We start from the raw sequence: 15,782 nt of genomic DNA, 5'->3' as shown, positions 1-15,782 counted from the left end.
TTCGTTTTCTTTTGCGTAAGTCCTGATAATATGTAAAATTATAGGAAAGCTGCGATCGCCTCATCAAAATTGAGTCATCAATTAGACTAATCACCTACCATAACTTTAACTTCTTGCTAATTGCCTTCAATAGACTTCTCCAAAATAGAATGTATTAATTTGTCATAAGTTGTAGGGGCGACGCTTATGGGCGATAATTTAACGGAAAAATCAGACATTTAGATATCCCATAAGCTTCGACCTGCCCCCATAAATAGGTTCCATAATTTCTTTTCTGGAGATATCTAATTACCAATTAGATGGTTTTCGGAGATGTCTAATGTACAGATGTTATTTTAATGTCTGTACATTTTATTTTTTTCTTCCGTCTATTATTGGCGTAGTATAGGGTAAAAGATATCTACGATGAGCTACGCTAAGGCTTATCATTGATACTATAAACTATGCCTACAGTTTTATAAATTTGCTACTATTAAATTATTGAAACTGCTGAAGGGTAATTTTCACCTGTGAAATCAACTTTATATCTCAAAGCCAAAGTTCTGCCAGGAAACAAAATTGAAATTGAAACTCCCAACCTTGTAGTGGGACAAACAGTGGAAGTAGTGATTTTAGTTTCTGAAAATACTCCTGATTCTGGAGAAAATCAATCTCTTTCTTTAGAGCAACGTTTGGCTTTTTTAAAGTTACCAATGGCTGAACGCAGACGCATTTTAGAAAGTCAGGCTGAAACAATGATTTCTCATTATGAAGAAGATTCTGAATGGAAGGAGTTAATGTCAGGTGACATCGTGGACTACTAACCGTGACATACCTAAGCGGGGAGAAATTTGGTTGGTTAATTTTGATCCTACTATTGGTGCAGAAATTAAGAAAGTCCGTCCTGCTGTTGTCATTAGTTCTGATGCAGTAGGTAAACTTCCTATCAAACTTATTGCTCCTATTACAGACTGGAAACCATATTTCTCACAAGATTTCTGGCACGTAAAAATTGAACCTGACACTACAAATAGTTTAGCGAAAGTTTCAGCAATTGACGCTTTACAACTGAGGGGTGTAGATTTACAAAGATTCATTCGCAAATTGGGTAATGTGTCTGACGTTACAATGTCAGAAATTGCTGCTGCCATTCTTGGTGTAATTGAATGGGAGTTTTGATTCTATCGGCGATCGCTCTCTCACCTGCATACCACAAATAATTATTAATCAGTATAGAAGACCATAGGAAGCGATATCTACGATGAGCTACGCTAACGCTCATCATGGATACTTGATGTAATACGTAAACTTTTGTAAATTTGCTACTATTCAATATTGCGACCGAGTAAAATTATACTGAATAAATAAGTAGGTAAGATACAAGCGGGAAAAGTTTTTATGATCAACCAACAAAATACAAGTAATAACGTTATTCAAGAACTACAAAACCAAATCGGTGAAAAAATAATTACTTCTTTTGATATAGTTGCCCAAGATAGAAGTAATTATTTTGCTAAAAATCCTTATCAACATCAAAGACCTTCCATAGAATCAGCTAATTCAATTGTCAATGGCTATGCAAAATGTAATGGAGGGATATCAGTAGCAGCTAATTTAGTACCGGGTCCATTGGGAATGTTAGCAGTTGCTCCAGAAATTATCACAGTCATGCGAAACCAAATTGCCATGATTTATGATGTGGGTGTAGCTTATGATAAGCAGCAATATTTAAACAAAGAACTATTAGCAGGTGTCTTAATTTCTGCATTGGGTACAAAATTAATCACACCCGGCATCAATGCAGTAGCAAATAGAGTTATTATTGCTCAAGGCAGTAAAATTATTGCTCGAAAAGTAAGCACTCCAATATTTCAAGACACGGCTCGTTGGATAGCAGGAAAATATGCCCAACAGGTATTAAAATCAAGCGTTAGCAAATGGTTGCCTGGAGTTGGTGCTACTGCTATGGGTTTATGGTCTGCCTATTCAACTAAACAAGTAGGTAATAAGGCTATTCAAATATTTGAAAAAGAAATTGAGATATTAGATGAGACTCAATCATTAAGTGAATGTAGCATTGAATACACTGATCGTCTTCTTCCTCCATCTGATATAGAAGAAAATAATACAGCACTTTGCACGTCTATCTAGTACAGTTCATATCCTATTTTCTAGCTTGATGTAATAATTCTGTCTTATGTTTTTGTACCTAAACGTTACGCAAAGTGCTGTATAACAGGAGAAAGACTAGAATTATTAAAGATTAAAACCCTGATTAATTTAATGAAAGTTGATGGTAGTATTGAACCTGAAGAGAAAGAATATCTCAAGACGATTATTACCAATGCTAATTTAACAGTGGAAGAAATTAAGGAAATTAAAAATTTATTATCTGCCCAGAGAATAGAAGTAGATTATTCATTAATAGCTAAATATCCCGATGATGCTTTAGGGTTATTAATTGATTTGATCGCTCTTGCCAAGCGTGATGGAGATTTTCACATAACGGAAAAAATGTACATTAAACAAGTGGGAAAATTAATGGGATTTTCTGAGGTAGATATTGCAGAAATGATGTTAGCTTATTAAAGTTCAGACCAAGAATAAATCAATATTCAGCATAAATGCCCAGAAAAATTCGGGAACTAAAAGCCGAGATTGCACGTAAAGGGTTTGTGTATCTACCAAAGCGTGGGAAAGGCAGTCATGAAAGATGGAAACATCCTTTACTGAGGAAAACATTAACAATTCCAGGTAAAGATGGAGATGATGTTCCACTTTACTTAGAAAAGCAATTAGCAAAATTATTAACTGAACTGGAAGAATTAGGAGAGGAGCAAAATTAATGAGTCAATACAGTATGATTATTCAATGGTCAAAGGAAGACCAACTTTTCCTAGTTACAATTCCCGAATTTAGCCATCTTGTGATTATGCCTTGTACTCACGGAAAAACTCGTGAAGAAGCAATTAAAAATGGAGAAGAAGTAATCGAAATGTACCTAGAAGCTTGGGAAGCAGAAGGTGAATCTATCCCTGAACCTAACACATTGCAAATTGCATCTTAATTACCAAATACCCAAACGTTTACGCGCTTCCTCTAAAGATACTCGTTGATCAGATTGAGAACGTCGGGCTAAAAAGTCCATAAATTCCTGATTTTCTTGCAGTGCTTTAACTTCAGCAGCAAAATCATCAACCACACACAAAACAAACTCTCTCCCATCAGCTTTCTTAATAATTACAGTATCATTTTCCGCTAATTCTAATAATTCAGATATTGTTAATGTAGATTGGGAAAGCTCAATAGTTCTCATAAATTTTCATCCTGTTCATCCTTTAATCCTGGACATCCTGATTCAGACATCCCTATTCCCTGCTATCAATAAAAAAAGAGGTCATCACTGACCCCTGAAAAATCTACCAAAATAATCTCTGATGTATGTATAGAAATTAAGCCAAACCAGTGTTTGTACCTTGCTTACCAGTTGCTAATTCTACCTTAACAATCTTACCGCCCATTTTTTGAATCCGTTGTTGTTCACGGAACCAGTTTTCATAAGGAACTAACTTAGTGAAGTAAGTATTTTGTAATTCGCGTTGGGTGCGAGTGCGAGTTAAGCTGGGAACACAAGCAGTCACTTTAAATAAACGAGCCATTTTTTTCTAAACTCCGTATTTGTTTGGAAAAACTTTTTTATCTCAAAAATCTTGAGTACAACTCTTTAATTTATTTGTAAGGATTTAAATGATTTAGCCGTCAGTTGTCAAATCTCCATCTACCAAGCCAAAATAAATAAATAAATATTAATTATTCTGACTCCTGACTCCTGACTCCTGACTCCTTACATTTCAAAGCCTGGAAATCAAACATCAACACTAGACCGCTAATACTCATGTTTAGTAAGCAATAGAACGACCTAGAACTCATGGTTGATTTCCAGACCTTAATCAAGCCGCACCTAAATTATAAGTGCAAAGCTAACTCCTAGCTCAAGCCAGAGGAGATATAGTCGAAGTAAACGCCCATTTCTTTACCAGCGTCAGGACCAACCAAGCTTGCAGTTACTTCTTTCATAGCTTGGATAGCTTGAACGGTAGCGCCTACGGGTACACCCAAGGAGTTGTAGGTTTCTTTCAAACCGTTTAATACACGCTCGTCGAGGATGGAAGGATCTCCAGCCAACATAGCGTAGGTGGAATAACGCAAGTAGTAATCCAAGTCACGGATACAAGCTGCGTAACGACGAGTGGTGTACATATTACCACCGGGACGGGTGATGTCAGAGTACAACAAGGATTTAGCTACAGCTTCTTTAACGATCGCAGCAGCGTTAGCACTGATGGTTGTAGCTGCACGAACGCGCAGTTCACCAGTAGCGAAGTAACCTTTGAGCTTTTCTAAAGCAGCGGTATCAAGGTATTTACCTTGAACGTCAGAGGAATTAATTACAGAGGTAATTGCGTCTTGCATTGTTGTTATTTCCTTATTTCCAGATTGATTGCAACAGTTTTCAGTTTCAGCAGTTAATTAGCTGTAACCTATGACATTGCACCAACAACGTAGTCGAAGTAAGCGCCAGCTTCAGCTGCGTCTTCAGCAGACAACAAGGTAGAAGCAACAGCTTTCATAGCAGCAACGCCACCAGCAACAGCGTCAATGGGAGTACCCAAGGACTTGTACATTTCACGTACACCAACGATACCGATTTCTTCGATGGGGGTTACATCACCAGAAACGATTCCGTAGGTTACAAGACGCAAGTAGTAGTCTAAGTCACGAAGACAGGTAGCTGTCATTTCTTTACCGTAAGCGTTACCACCGGGAGAAACAACATCAGGACGCTTTTGGAACAATTGATCGCCAGCTTGCTTAACGATGCGCTCGCGGTTGTCGGTCAATACTTGAGCGATGCGGAGACGTTGTGCGCCACCAGAAACGAAGCTCTTAATGCGATCTAATTCACCGGGGCTGAGGTAGCGAGCTTCTGCATCAGCATTCACGATGGACTTCGTGACGATACTCATTAATGGATTCCTCCAAAACTAATGACACCAGTTTTTAAACTGGTAAGACTTTGATTTGATTGATAACTGTTTTGCATCTTAGTACAAAGTGAGTCACATTTACTCAACAAAAGTACATAAGTTGAAAAACTTAATTATCCTTCCGCAAAATATTCTCCGGCATTATGTTGAGCATTTATTACTGCTCTTAATACTTTGTAATATTTTCTTTCAGAAATGCTCATTTTGAGGGAACAGGGAACAGGGAACAGAAGGCAAGAGGCAAGAGGCAAAAGGCAAAAGTTAATATTCTCTCCCCCCTGCACCCTGCCCCCTGCACCCCTGCTTTCTTCACTGTCACCTGTCACCTGTCAACTGTCACCTATCTACCACCGCGACCGGTTAAAACAGAAGGAGACAAGCTAGACCAAGATTGTTTTACTAGGTCAGCTTCAGCTTTCACGCTACCCAAGTAGTTACCCGCAGGTAAAGATGGGAAGCGGTTGTAAGGTACAACATCTTCACCGAAGTAACGAGCGTATTCTGGGCTATTCACCATAGTTTCCACAGCCGCCCTTAAACCGCTATCAGCCAATATTTTGTTATATTGACGGATTTCGCCTTGAGTTGCGGGTGCGCGTCCCAAAATGTGACGGAATAAAAATTCAATCACTTTGGTGTTGGGATAGGGTGTGTAGAACCGCTTGCGGTAAATTTCTGAACTTGCCAACTCTAGGACAAACTCACGCACGGTAATTTCACCGTTACGCAGTTTGCTATCTAAATCACTGCGGCGTAAATACTCAGGAATTTGACCACTAAATACGTCCATCACCTGAACATAGATAGCGTTAATTACCTGATTGGTTTCAGTTGAATTTGTACCAGTGGTAGCGCGGAAAATACGGGCAGGTTTGCGGCGACTTGTACCAACACCAACTTCTACCGACTGACCACGACCATCGTTAAAAGAACGACCTAACTCGATGAACAAGGGTTTGGTCTTGTCCATTTGTCTAGCTTGAGCCGCCAAATCTGCGATCGCATTCGCTAACATTGGCGTATTCTCAGTCTTAATCCGGGGCTTCACTGTTTCAAAGCTAGGTACAACCAAATCATCATTTTGCTTAGTTAGCTGGTTGTAAAGCTTCTCGGTATTGGGGAAGTTAGCCGCAGGTAAAGTTGGGAAGCGACGGTAAGGAACAGTATCTTCACCAAAAGCCTGAGCATACTCAGCACTATTCACCATTGCACCGATAAAGGCTTTAATACCTTGAGTAGCCAGAATTTGGTTATACTTACGGATTTCTGCCTGATCCATTGGCGCACGGCCTAAGAAATGCTTAGTACCCATCTCAATCACTTTCGTGTTGGGATAAGGTGTATAGAACTCCTTCAGGTACAAGTTAGAGTAACCCAAACCTTCAATAAATTCCTTAACAGTGATTTCTCCGTTACTCAGCTTACTTTCTAAATCAGTAAACTCGTTACCAGCAACATAAGGAGCAATATCACGCTCGAAAATTTGACGGTAAGCAGCACCAATTAAAGTTTTTACCGCAACCTTATCACCAATACCAGCGATCAGTTTGAAGACCTTGGTTTGCTCACGCTGCTTAGTAACACCTTGGTTAATGCGGAAATCAATATCTGGTTGGGTCCGCATTTCCTTAACTTCACCCAACTCCACAAAGCGAGGAGTTTCTTCCTTCTCAACTTTGTTGATATCTTCGCGGATAGTTCCCACACGCAGTTGACGCAAGGATACACCAGCAGGTGTTAAATAACGCTCATAAGGAACAGTATCTTCACCGAAAGCTTCACTGTACTCTACAGTGTCAAGGATGGCATCAACAACAGCATAAAAGCCTTTCTTAGAAGCAATATCAAAATACTTGTTGTTTTCTTGACGACCATAGGTAGGACGACCTAACAAGCGACGGTGAATGTATTCAATCGCTTTACAAACATACAAGGAAGTCCAGTACATTTTGCGGAATAAATCAGACTTCGCCAACATCCGCACAAACTCGCGGACGGTGATTTCGCCGTTTTCCAGTTTGATTTCCGCAACTTTCAGGCGTTGACCTTCGTAAACATCACGACCGAATACTTGCAGGTAACAAGCTTTGATTACCGCTTGGGTAGAGCTTTCAGAGAATTTGACACTTGTACCCTTACCAGCATTTCTGCTCATAGTACCGGGTAACTGGTCTAATTTGAACACTTTCGCGCCCAAAGTACCAGGAGCAACACCACGCGCACCGGGTTTACTGAGTTGATTATTGATACCAGGTCCTTGGTGAATCAAGATCCGACGGGTATCTTTACCGAAAGGTGCAGGACTGCTGCTGGGGTTGCGGGTTTCTTTCGGGAAAATCGCGCCAAATTGAATTTCTAACGGATCATTACCAGAACCGTAGGGATGTTGATCAGGTAATGGTTGTTCGTAAGCTGCAAAGGTGGTAATAAATTGAGGAACTTTGCGGAAAGGCGCACTGTATTTGAACAGGTCTTGCTGTGGTCCCCAGTTGCGACACTCTTGAGCTTCTTGACCCAGCCCCCGGATGTAGGGAACGGTTTCTTCACCAAAGTAATCTGCGTATTCTTTGGAGTCTACCAAAGCATCTACTAAAGCGGGTAAACCACCGTTAGAAATAATTGCAAAGTATTTTTGCACTTCTTCCCGGCTGCTTGGTCCACGTCCCAAAATGTGACGGAAAGCAAGTTCTATTACCCGGCTGTTAATAAAAGGCTGGTAAAACTGTTTTTGGTAAAGAGGAGATTTAGCTAAACGGCGAATAAACTCCTTCATGGAGATATCGCCATTTTTAACTTTTGATTCTAAGTCAGAGATGGATAAGCTGTAAGCACGGGTAATATCGCGCTCAAATACTTGGCGGTAAGCAGCTTTGACTACTTCAGTTTTTTCGCTAGAAGACAAACCAGGCTTCATAGCGTACTTGGGACGGCGTTCTGCGGCGTTGAAGTAAATTTGAGGTAGTTGTAAACCTTGTTGATCGCCGGAAGGACGTTGACGGACTTTGGTGGATGGTGTAGGTGCTTTGAACTCAGTCAGCAACACATCCATGTACTGAGTCACGATTTCTGTTGCTTCAGGGTCTTTGCGGAAGAATGACAAGGAAGCAGTTTTGATTTCTTGTAAAGCCACAATGGTAGCTTCACCAGAACAAGCATTTTCAATGATTTCCCGCAAACCTCTGGTATTTACAGAGATGATATTGGGGTCGCCGGCAACAATGGCATAGGTAGCATAGCGCAAGAACCAGGACAAGTCCCGCAAGCTCTTGGACATATTGCCAGGACCATAACGAGCAACGTTAATGGGTCTAAAACCAGGAGGTGTGGGACCACCTGCGGAAGTGTTGAAGATGGAACGGAGGTTTTCAAAGAAGCCACCACGACTTTCAACGTAGGTGACTGTTCCTAGTTTCATGCCTTCTTGGACATTAGCACCAGCGCCCACCATTGCCATTTCCGGTTCTTGGGGCTTTTCTAAGAAAGCCATTGGTGAACCACCAACGAAGATCCGGTTAGCCGCACGAGAAACAATGATCTCAGAATTTTCGGTGAGGATCTGGGCGATTTCTAAACGTTTTGCACCAGAAGCAAAATAGCTTCCCAGTTCACTGAGTTCACCTTTTCCCAAAAAGCGGTCTTGTTGTTCTGCTTGGGAAATGGTCGCTACAGGTAAGGTTTGATATAGTTGCGGACGCGCAACTGAGCTTCCACCACTTGCCTTAACACTCATCGGATTTTTTAAACTCCTATAAATAAGTTTATGTGTTAAGTCTGGGTTGCTTTTTGGCTTGACATATTGGTGTATTTATGTATAGTACGCCAGTCAAACTGCCAGTAAATTAACCCAGTTCAGTTTTTAGATTAGAACGTTTTGCGGTAACGCTGCTAATTTATTAAGAAGTATGTCAATTCTGTAATCTAAATCTGCCTATTGGCATAAGTACCTACTGTGGACAGGCTGTGGAATGTTGAAGTTTTGTATCTATATGCTACATTTGCTTTCAGCATATTTTGTAGCTGATTTATCTCTATTTTAGATTTTTTTCATGTTTTTGGGATTAGTAATGGAATGTAAATAAAACTTGATTTGTTTATATGAATTTAAATGTAGAAACAAACGTTAAGGTATGAGTATTGTTGGTATGATAGGTCTAAATAGGCTTTCCTGAAAAAGTCTTTCCAGATTAAGGATTTCAATGATTCAGGAGTTCAAGGATATCAATTGAATGGGGTGAAATGTGGTAGATACCGTAGGCAGCAAGATGCTCCCACTACAGGATGAAAAAATTAAAACCTATCCCATAAGAAAGGATATTCATCAGGAGTAAAGGATATTCATCAGGAGTATTTGATAACCCAGCTTTTACAGGATTTGGCAAAATATATTCTCATTTATTCATAAATTCTTGGTTATAATAGGTTTTATTTTCAAATTGCAGGCAAGATGCCCGCACTACATTAAAAATTATTCCTGCTTAATTGCACTGATTAAAATTCCTAAAATCTTTTTCACATCCTTGATATAATATTCACTTAAATCAATGGAAACAAGTTTATCTTCTAACTTCAAAAATTGCCAAATAGTACCAATAGTTACAGCACCATAAATAGTCCTAATATTATTTTCGTTTTTCTCGTTAAATAACTGAGCAGCAATCATTTCTGCTATACATTGAGCCAAACCTGATTTCAAGTTTTCATTTTTGGTTTCTACCAATGTAATTACAGGTGCGCGAACAAAAAGCTGTTCTTTGGAAAGAGAAATCAGGAAATCACAAAAACCATTTAAACCTTGTTGATTATCAACATTAAAATCTACCCCTGAAAATAGACTGATTTGATTATTTAACTTTCTTCTTACTTCTAGTAAAATTGGACTAATTATCATTTCAGAACGGGCTTTTTCAGTGTTAATCGAAACAGCTAAATCAACATTCTCTTTGAGAATTGTTGTTAGTAAATCACTGGGTTCTTCTTCCGTTGTATCTGCAAATAACGCTGATACTTCATTTAGTGTCAACTCAAATTTCTGGATAATTTCACTTAATTTAAAATCACTGTAAGCCATGTTTATTACCTTTCAAAACAAAATCAACAGTCATCAGTCAACAAACCTCAGTCTCCTAATAAGCTGTTGTGCATTTAATTTGTATAAGTGGAACAGGCAAGATGCCTGTTCCACAAGAGTTCAGAATATTAGGATTATGGTTCTTCAGTACCTAGTACCGCTTCGCGGAAGTCAAAAGTCAAAAGTCAAAACCAAGACAGCATAGGATTGTCGGAGATTTAGAATGGTTGGTTTATTTACGCCGTACTGTACTAGTATGCCAAACTATTAATTAAACATCAAAAATGTGTTTAAAAATCAAGGCAAAAAGCCATATCCCATGAAAAATACTTAAAATGTTAATAAATAATGCCCGTATTTATTATAGCATAAGGGTTTTATGGTTTTTGTGAAGGCAATCTAGCATAATATATAATGAAGACCCAAGATTATACAATAGACCTGTCCGAAAATTAAAAAGGCAGTCTGTGTCGGGCTTTGAGGATGTTTTCATGTGAGCCAGACTTGACGTAATCATCAGGGCTAGAGATAGTTACTGTTAATATAGCCCGGAAAAAATGCCGATGGTTATTTCATCATCTGCATACTTTTAACACATATCATAAATTTGGTAAAACTAGAGAATCAATTCGTAACCTCACCAATCCACAAATCGTCAATATTACTTTTTCATAAGTATCTTTATGAAGACGAAATCTTGATGATGCTATGCGAAATATTTTAATAATTCTGATAATATGCTCTACAAAAATTCGTTTACTAGTCAGCTTTTTATTTGCAACTTTTAAGTTCATCTGTTAATTCTTTATTTCTGGGCTTTTTCTTAGGTGTAGTCATATTATCTCCACCTGTATAAGCTTTATCTCCTTGAAATCTCTGTCCAGAATCAAATTTTTCTTGTTGACCTCTAAACAAAGAAATATCGCTAGTCGGTCCTGGCTTTCCTACCGTCACATCTACTATATCTTTACCTTTTGGCATGGAGACAACTTGATTTTTAAATGAGTGATATTTCTTCTTTCCCGAATAGTATCTTTTTTGCTCATCATTGTCTTCCGGTCTTTCTATAGCTTGCTCAAAGCTATCTACGATTAACTCAAAATCCTGTAATAGTTCCTTAACAATTGCATAATCTCCCTCCTGATTTTCTAATTGTTCTAGCATACTAGATGGTAAAATCTTCCTCAATATTCCTAGCCAGTAATGAAATGTATCATTTGCTTTTGTCTTGGAAATACCAAACTGTAATCCTAATACTTCAAATGTTGGCATTTGCCTGAGATAAAATAGTGTCAGGCATATTTCTTCTTCAATTGTTAATTTTGGTTTACGCCCGCCACCAGGCGCATTAACACGCCTTTTATTTTTTTCTACCTGAGCTTTTTGCTCCTGATGAGTTAACTTAGCCACCTCCATCAATGAAATCAATTTATCATAGCTAATTCCCAGTATACCCCTAGCGCGTTTTGGGTACGAATGTATATAATGGATAATATTTTTCATGTTGGGTAGATTCACGGTATATCTTCAATTTACCGTTCTACCATTTTTTTGTATATATTTCGGACAGGTCTAATGTTAACTTGTGGTATTCCACTCATTATAGATACTTTTTTTGATTTTATCTATCCTTAGCTGAATGTATAGAAGTACAACAGCTTTTTCTGGTATGTTGTTTTTGTCATGTTAGTACAAGTGATGACTACAAGGAAGATTTAGTTAAATTAAATACATTTTATAATTCACCTTAACCGCCATATCTTGATAGTCTTGTCACCACTCCCACTAGCAAGGGTTTGACCATCAGGGCTATATGCTACTGACGTAACCCAGTGAGAATGACCAGTGAAGATTTGTAGGAGGTTTCCCGTTTTTACATCCCACAGTTTGATAGTCGTGTCATTACTTGTACTAGCCAGAGTTTGACCATCAGGGCTATATGCTACTGACATAACCCAGTGAGAATGACCAGTGAAGATTTGTAGGAGGTTTCCCGTTTTTACATTCCACAGTTTGATAGTGTTGTCACGACTTCCACTAGCAAGGGTTTGACCATCAGGGCTGTATGCTACTGACCAAACCGAGTTAGAATGACCAATGAAGGTTTGTAGGAGGTTTCCCGTTTTTAAGTCCCACAGTTTGATAGTGTTGTCATTACTCCCACTAGCTAGAGTTTGACCATCAGGGCTGTATGCTACTGACCCAACCCAGTCAGAATGACCCGTGAAGGTTTGTAGGAGGTTTCCCGTTTTTACAGCCCACAGTTTGATAGTGTTGTCATTACTCCCACTAGCCAGAGTTTGACCATCAGGGCTGTATGCTACTGACCCAACCCAGTAAGAATGACCCGTGAAGGTTTGTAGGAGGTTTCCCGTTTTTACTTCCCACAGTTTGATAGTGTTGTCATTACCCCCACTAGCCAGAGTTTGACCATCAGGGCTGTATGCTACTGACGTAACCAAGTTAGAATGACCAGTGAAGGTTTGTAGGGGGTTTCCCGTTTTTACTTCCCACAGTTTGATAGTCTTGTCACCCCCACTAGCCAGAGTTTGACCATCAGGGCTGTATGCTACTGACGTAACCAAGTTAGAATGACCAGTGAGGGTTTGTAGGGGTGATTCCACAACAAGAGATGGTTTTACCTTAACAACACCAGCAAAAATATCAACACCCAACTTTGTAGAGCGATCGCACCAATAACAACTACCATAAGTTCTACTATAAAAATGACTATCTACCCTATCACATACAGTTAAGTTATCATTTCCTATTCTTAAAACCTCTAACCACTCCTTAGCAGTCGGACGTAAATGAGGATTTTTATACCCATCATTAAAACATCTGAGAAAACATTCCCGAATTGCAGGATGAACAATTATCATAGGAATTGTTCTCTCTACATGCTCAATCAAACTATTTTGAGAATACAACCATATACCATGCTTAATAAGTTCATTAACTTCTGGAGTTTCTCCCCCACCTGTCCATATTCCCTGAAAAGGACTATTACCACCAAATAACAATTGATAAATAATTACTGCTAATCGAAATCTATCATGTATTTCCGTTTGTTCAATCCTAGAAAAATCTTCACCAATTAATTCCGGTGGTGTATATCCTTCTGAACCAACTAAACAACGATAAACTTTACCATTTTTGGGATTTTTCACCTGAAAAGAATCTGTGTCAATAATCGAAGGTAAAGCACGATTATTAACTAAAATGTTTTGTGGTTTAATATCACCTAATACATAACCAGCTTCATGTAATGCTGCAATAATTGAGGCAATATTTAAAGCCGTAGTGTGTAGAAAACGCCAATTAATCTCAAGCTTTAAGCTCTTACGAAGCTGGGGGTTATAAATATTAATAAGCTCTTTTCCACCTTTAACTTCTGGCATTAAAAAACCTACATAATCACCTTGATCATCTCTTAATGATGAATTAGGCCAAGCAAAAGAAATATGATTAAGATGGGAATTTGGCTCTTTTGGTGCGTGCGCTATCATTGCCGCTAATTTTTCCATTCTTTCAGGTGTTGGTGAATGGTAAATTTTAGCTAAATAACCATGATGATTAGTTCGCCAAACTTTAGCTTCTCCACTAGCAGCTATTTCATTTAACAAAGTAATTCTTTCACTCGTACTATCACAAATTAGAAACGTCATATAATTTTTCAGTAAATGGGATGAAATCAATATCAAATAGTATTGTTTACTAGGACAGGCTAGAAGCCCATCCCACAATCAATATATAACCGACTTTCCGCACTTCAAAATGTCATACGTTAATACTTCAATAAATTTTACAAAAAATGTTGATATTATTCAATATTTAAACGTATTAATTATAGCCATTCGGAGATCGCTATTCAACCACCATTAACCGCAATTTTCGTAATCTTCATGTATTACAAAGCGAAGTTCGGAATGTGGGATATACAGCAGATTCCATTGCTATGAGGTACAAATTTTAATAATAAAACTCTTGTGGGGTGGGCATCTTGCCCGCCCGTGGTGTAGCTCATAACACCAGAAAGTGCTGTCACTTTTGTGGGCTGGGCATCCTGCCCGCCCATCATTTAATTGAGTCTACTAAATCTCTTTTTCAAACAAACATAAAACCAAAGTTTTATCATCATCAGTACGAGCATTTAACCTATCAGACTCAAGAAAATCCATAATATAATTATCTCCATCACATCCAGGATTTTCTGTTTCTCGCAAATATGCCTCTAAAGGTTTAAAAAATGGCAGGAAAGGTTGCCAGTCACTAAATCTAATTGCTACTTTTTCTAGTCCATCAGTAGCAGCACAAATAAATTCTTGCTTTCCTGAAAATACCTTTACCTGCATTTCCTCCAGTCCACTAACTGAAGTGACAAAAGTTGTCTCGTTGAAAAATTCCCCCTTATCTGGTTTAAACAACATTTGATATTCTGTATCTTGAGAACTCATGACAATAAACCCGTCTCCAATTTGCATAGCTGCAACCCATTCAGGAGTTGCTACAAAAACCAATAATGTACAAGCTAAATCATTAACAGAATAATCTTTATTTGCTGCTTGTTTTGTTAAATCTGAAATTACATGATTAACGGTTTTAGTAAAAAGCTTTTTTGCTTCTTGTTCTGAAAGTGGTTGAGAAACCTTCTGCCAACATCGTTTTCGCTGCTGAAGATACTCACTAATTGTAGAAAGATATTTGAGCGTAGTTTCTACCGCTACTTTAGAACCAATATGAGAATATTTAGCACTTCCAGCACCATCAGCAACCGCACCCACAATCACATCATTAAAAATGCGATAATGTCCGTAATCTTGACAAGGTATTTTTTGCTCTTGATGACTCGTTCCCACCGCAAAACGCGCTATAGCTTTCCAACCCACAATAAATAAATCCTCAAAATCTAATTTAATAGCTAAGATCCCCGACTTCTTTTTTCATCATGTCAATAAATAATCAACTTATGTTAGAAGTCGGGGATCTGGTTTCTACAAATTAACTTGTAATTTGCCCCCATCCCACTGGAGGTAATGCTACAACTTCCCCAACTTTGCCACTAGAAACCCGTTTCATAGAAGTAGAAAGCCAAACAAATAAAGAACGAAAATCTAAACCATTTAACATCACTAGAGGCCGTCCAGGTGGTGCAATTTCTCTGAGTTTATTCATATACGCACCTTGCACAGCAACAGTAAAAAACAACATTCGGCGCTGTTCTTCTTCTTCCCTCACCCTTTGCGCTGCATTTTGCCAATAGTCTGTAGGCGCACCGTCAGTAATTAAAAATACCCAAGGACGATAATAGAGAATACCATTATCTTTATAAGTCTGTTTACGTTTTTCCACTAAATTTAAAGCATATTCTATCGCCTCACCCATTGGTGTTCCACCATCTGCTTCTAGTTTGGGCGGTGTAAAATGGTCTATGGTGACAAAATCTTGTATCAGTCGCACAGGTCCAAAAGTAACTATAGCCACTTCCACACTTAAAGAAGCATGAGCATCCTTTAATACATCTTCCTTGAAAGCCGCCAAACCTGTATTTAACTCCTGTATAGCTTGACCTGACATTGAACCAGAAGTATCTAATAACAGAACTACCGGACAACGATTTTCAGGGTTTTCAACAAACTCAGGTAAACCAAGCGCCATTATTTATACTCCTGGTTAATCAAATGGTA

At 38.5% G+C, this 15,782-nt stretch carries 17 protein-coding genes; 6 read left to right on the top strand and 11 right to left on the bottom strand.

The features are described 5' to 3' along the window. The first annotated feature begins 509 nt into the window (after nt 1-509). The 6 genes from K2F26_RS19600 (at nt 510) to K2F26_RS19575 (ending at nt 3,046) form a co-directional block, all read left to right on the top strand. Nucleotides 510-803 carry a hypothetical protein gene (locus K2F26_RS19600; RefSeq protein ID WP_194051019.1) on the top strand — a complete coding sequence of 98 codons (294 nt, stop codon included), beginning with the start codon at nt 510-512 and terminating at the stop codon, nt 801-803. Beyond that, nucleotides 784-1,158, top strand: a complete 375-nt coding sequence (locus K2F26_RS19595) for a type II toxin-antitoxin system PemK/MazF family toxin (RefSeq protein ID WP_194051017.1) — start codon at nt 784-786, stop codon at nt 1,156-1,158. Before K2F26_RS19600 ends, K2F26_RS19595 begins: the two co-directional genes overlap by 20 nt. A 219-nt stretch (nt 1,159-1,377) precedes the next feature. Further along, nucleotides 1,378-2,130 (top strand): hypothetical protein, encoded by a 753-nt coding sequence (locus K2F26_RS19590; RefSeq protein ID WP_220609136.1) that lies wholly within the window; start codon nt 1,378-1,380, stop codon nt 2,128-2,130. Between the two features lie 33 nt (nt 2,131-2,163). Then, a complete protein-coding gene (locus K2F26_RS19585; protein ID WP_367890345.1) occupies nt 2,164-2,568 on the top strand; it encodes a TerB family tellurite resistance protein in 405 nt (134 codons plus the stop codon). A 35-nt stretch (nt 2,569-2,603) separates the two neighbouring features. Continuing rightward, the gene (locus tag K2F26_RS19580; RefSeq protein ID WP_096567347.1) at nt 2,604-2,825 is read left to right on the top strand and encodes a type II toxin-antitoxin system HicA family toxin; all 222 of its coding nucleotides are present in this window, start codon (nt 2,604-2,606) and stop codon (nt 2,823-2,825) included. After that, nucleotides 2,825-3,046 carry a type II toxin-antitoxin system HicB family antitoxin gene (locus K2F26_RS19575; RefSeq protein WP_187040351.1) on the top strand — a complete coding sequence of 74 codons (222 nt, stop codon included), beginning with the start codon at nt 2,825-2,827 and terminating at the stop codon, nt 3,044-3,046. Before K2F26_RS19580 ends, K2F26_RS19575 begins: the two co-directional genes overlap by 1 nt. Here the strand turns inward: K2F26_RS19575 and K2F26_RS19570 are convergent, their stop codons facing one another. The 11 genes from K2F26_RS19570 to K2F26_RS19525 all read right to left on the bottom strand — a co-directional run bounded on the left by K2F26_RS19570 (nt 3,047) and on the right by K2F26_RS19525 (nt 15,753). Continuing rightward, nucleotides 3,047-3,295 (bottom strand): hypothetical protein, encoded by a 249-nt coding sequence (locus K2F26_RS19570; RefSeq protein ID WP_194051013.1) that lies wholly within the window; start codon nt 3,293-3,295, stop codon nt 3,047-3,049. Nucleotides 3,296-3,431: 136 nt separating this feature from the next. Beyond that, a complete protein-coding gene (locus K2F26_RS19565) occupies nt 3,432-3,638 on the bottom strand; it encodes a phycobilisome linker polypeptide (RefSeq protein WP_096567343.1) in 207 nt (68 codons plus the stop codon). 328 nt (nt 3,639-3,966) lie between these two features. Next, on the bottom strand, nt 3,967-4,452 hold the full coding sequence (gene apcB, locus K2F26_RS19560; protein WP_015213876.1) for an allophycocyanin subunit beta: 486 nt from the start codon (nt 4,450-4,452) through the stop codon (nt 3,967-3,969). Nucleotides 4,453-4,520: 68 nt separating this feature from the next. Further along, nucleotides 4,521-5,006, bottom strand: coding sequence for an allophycocyanin subunit alpha (apcA, locus tag K2F26_RS19555; RefSeq protein WP_220609134.1), 486 nt, complete (start codon nt 5,004-5,006; stop codon nt 4,521-4,523). A gap of 361 nt (nt 5,007-5,367) precedes the next feature. Further along, complete coding sequence (locus K2F26_RS19550; RefSeq protein WP_220609133.1) at nt 5,368-8,757, bottom strand: phycobilisome rod-core linker polypeptide; 3,390 nt, start codon at nt 8,755-8,757, stop codon at nt 5,368-5,370. 735 nt (nt 8,758-9,492) lie between these two features. After that, the gene (locus tag K2F26_RS19545; protein ID WP_220609132.1) at nt 9,493-10,095 is read right to left on the bottom strand and encodes a hypothetical protein; all 603 of its coding nucleotides are present in this window, start codon (nt 10,093-10,095) and stop codon (nt 9,493-9,495) included. Nucleotides 10,096-10,694: 599 nt separating this feature from the next. Next, entirely contained in the window at nt 10,695-10,889 is a 195-nt protein-coding gene (locus tag K2F26_RS25375) for a transposase family protein (protein ID WP_367890312.1), read from the bottom strand. After that, entirely contained in the window at nt 10,867-11,598 is a 732-nt protein-coding gene (locus K2F26_RS19540) for a transposase family protein (RefSeq protein ID WP_367890311.1), read from the bottom strand. The genes K2F26_RS25375 and K2F26_RS19540 overlap by 23 nt, the downstream gene beginning before the upstream one ends. A 239-nt stretch (nt 11,599-11,837) precedes the next feature. Next, on the bottom strand, nt 11,838-13,763 hold the full coding sequence (locus K2F26_RS19535) for a WD40 domain-containing protein (RefSeq protein ID WP_220609131.1): 1,926 nt from the start codon (nt 13,761-13,763) through the stop codon (nt 11,838-11,840). A 426-nt stretch (nt 13,764-14,189) separates the two neighbouring features. Next, the gene (locus K2F26_RS19530) at nt 14,190-14,984 is read right to left on the bottom strand and encodes a PP2C family serine/threonine-protein phosphatase (RefSeq protein WP_220609130.1); all 795 of its coding nucleotides are present in this window, start codon (nt 14,982-14,984) and stop codon (nt 14,190-14,192) included. Nucleotides 14,985-15,096: 112 nt separating this feature from the next. Then, nucleotides 15,097-15,753, bottom strand: a complete 657-nt coding sequence (locus K2F26_RS19525; protein ID WP_220609129.1) for a vWA domain-containing protein — start codon at nt 15,751-15,753, stop codon at nt 15,097-15,099. Nucleotides 15,754-15,782 lie beyond the last annotated feature (29 nt).

The sequence above is a fragment of the Sphaerospermopsis torques-reginae ITEP-024 genome, from assembly GCF_019598945.1.
Taxonomy (GTDB): Bacteria; Cyanobacteriota; Cyanobacteriia; order Cyanobacteriales; family Nostocaceae; genus Sphaerospermopsis.
This window is presented reverse-complemented; position numbering and strand designations above follow the sequence as displayed.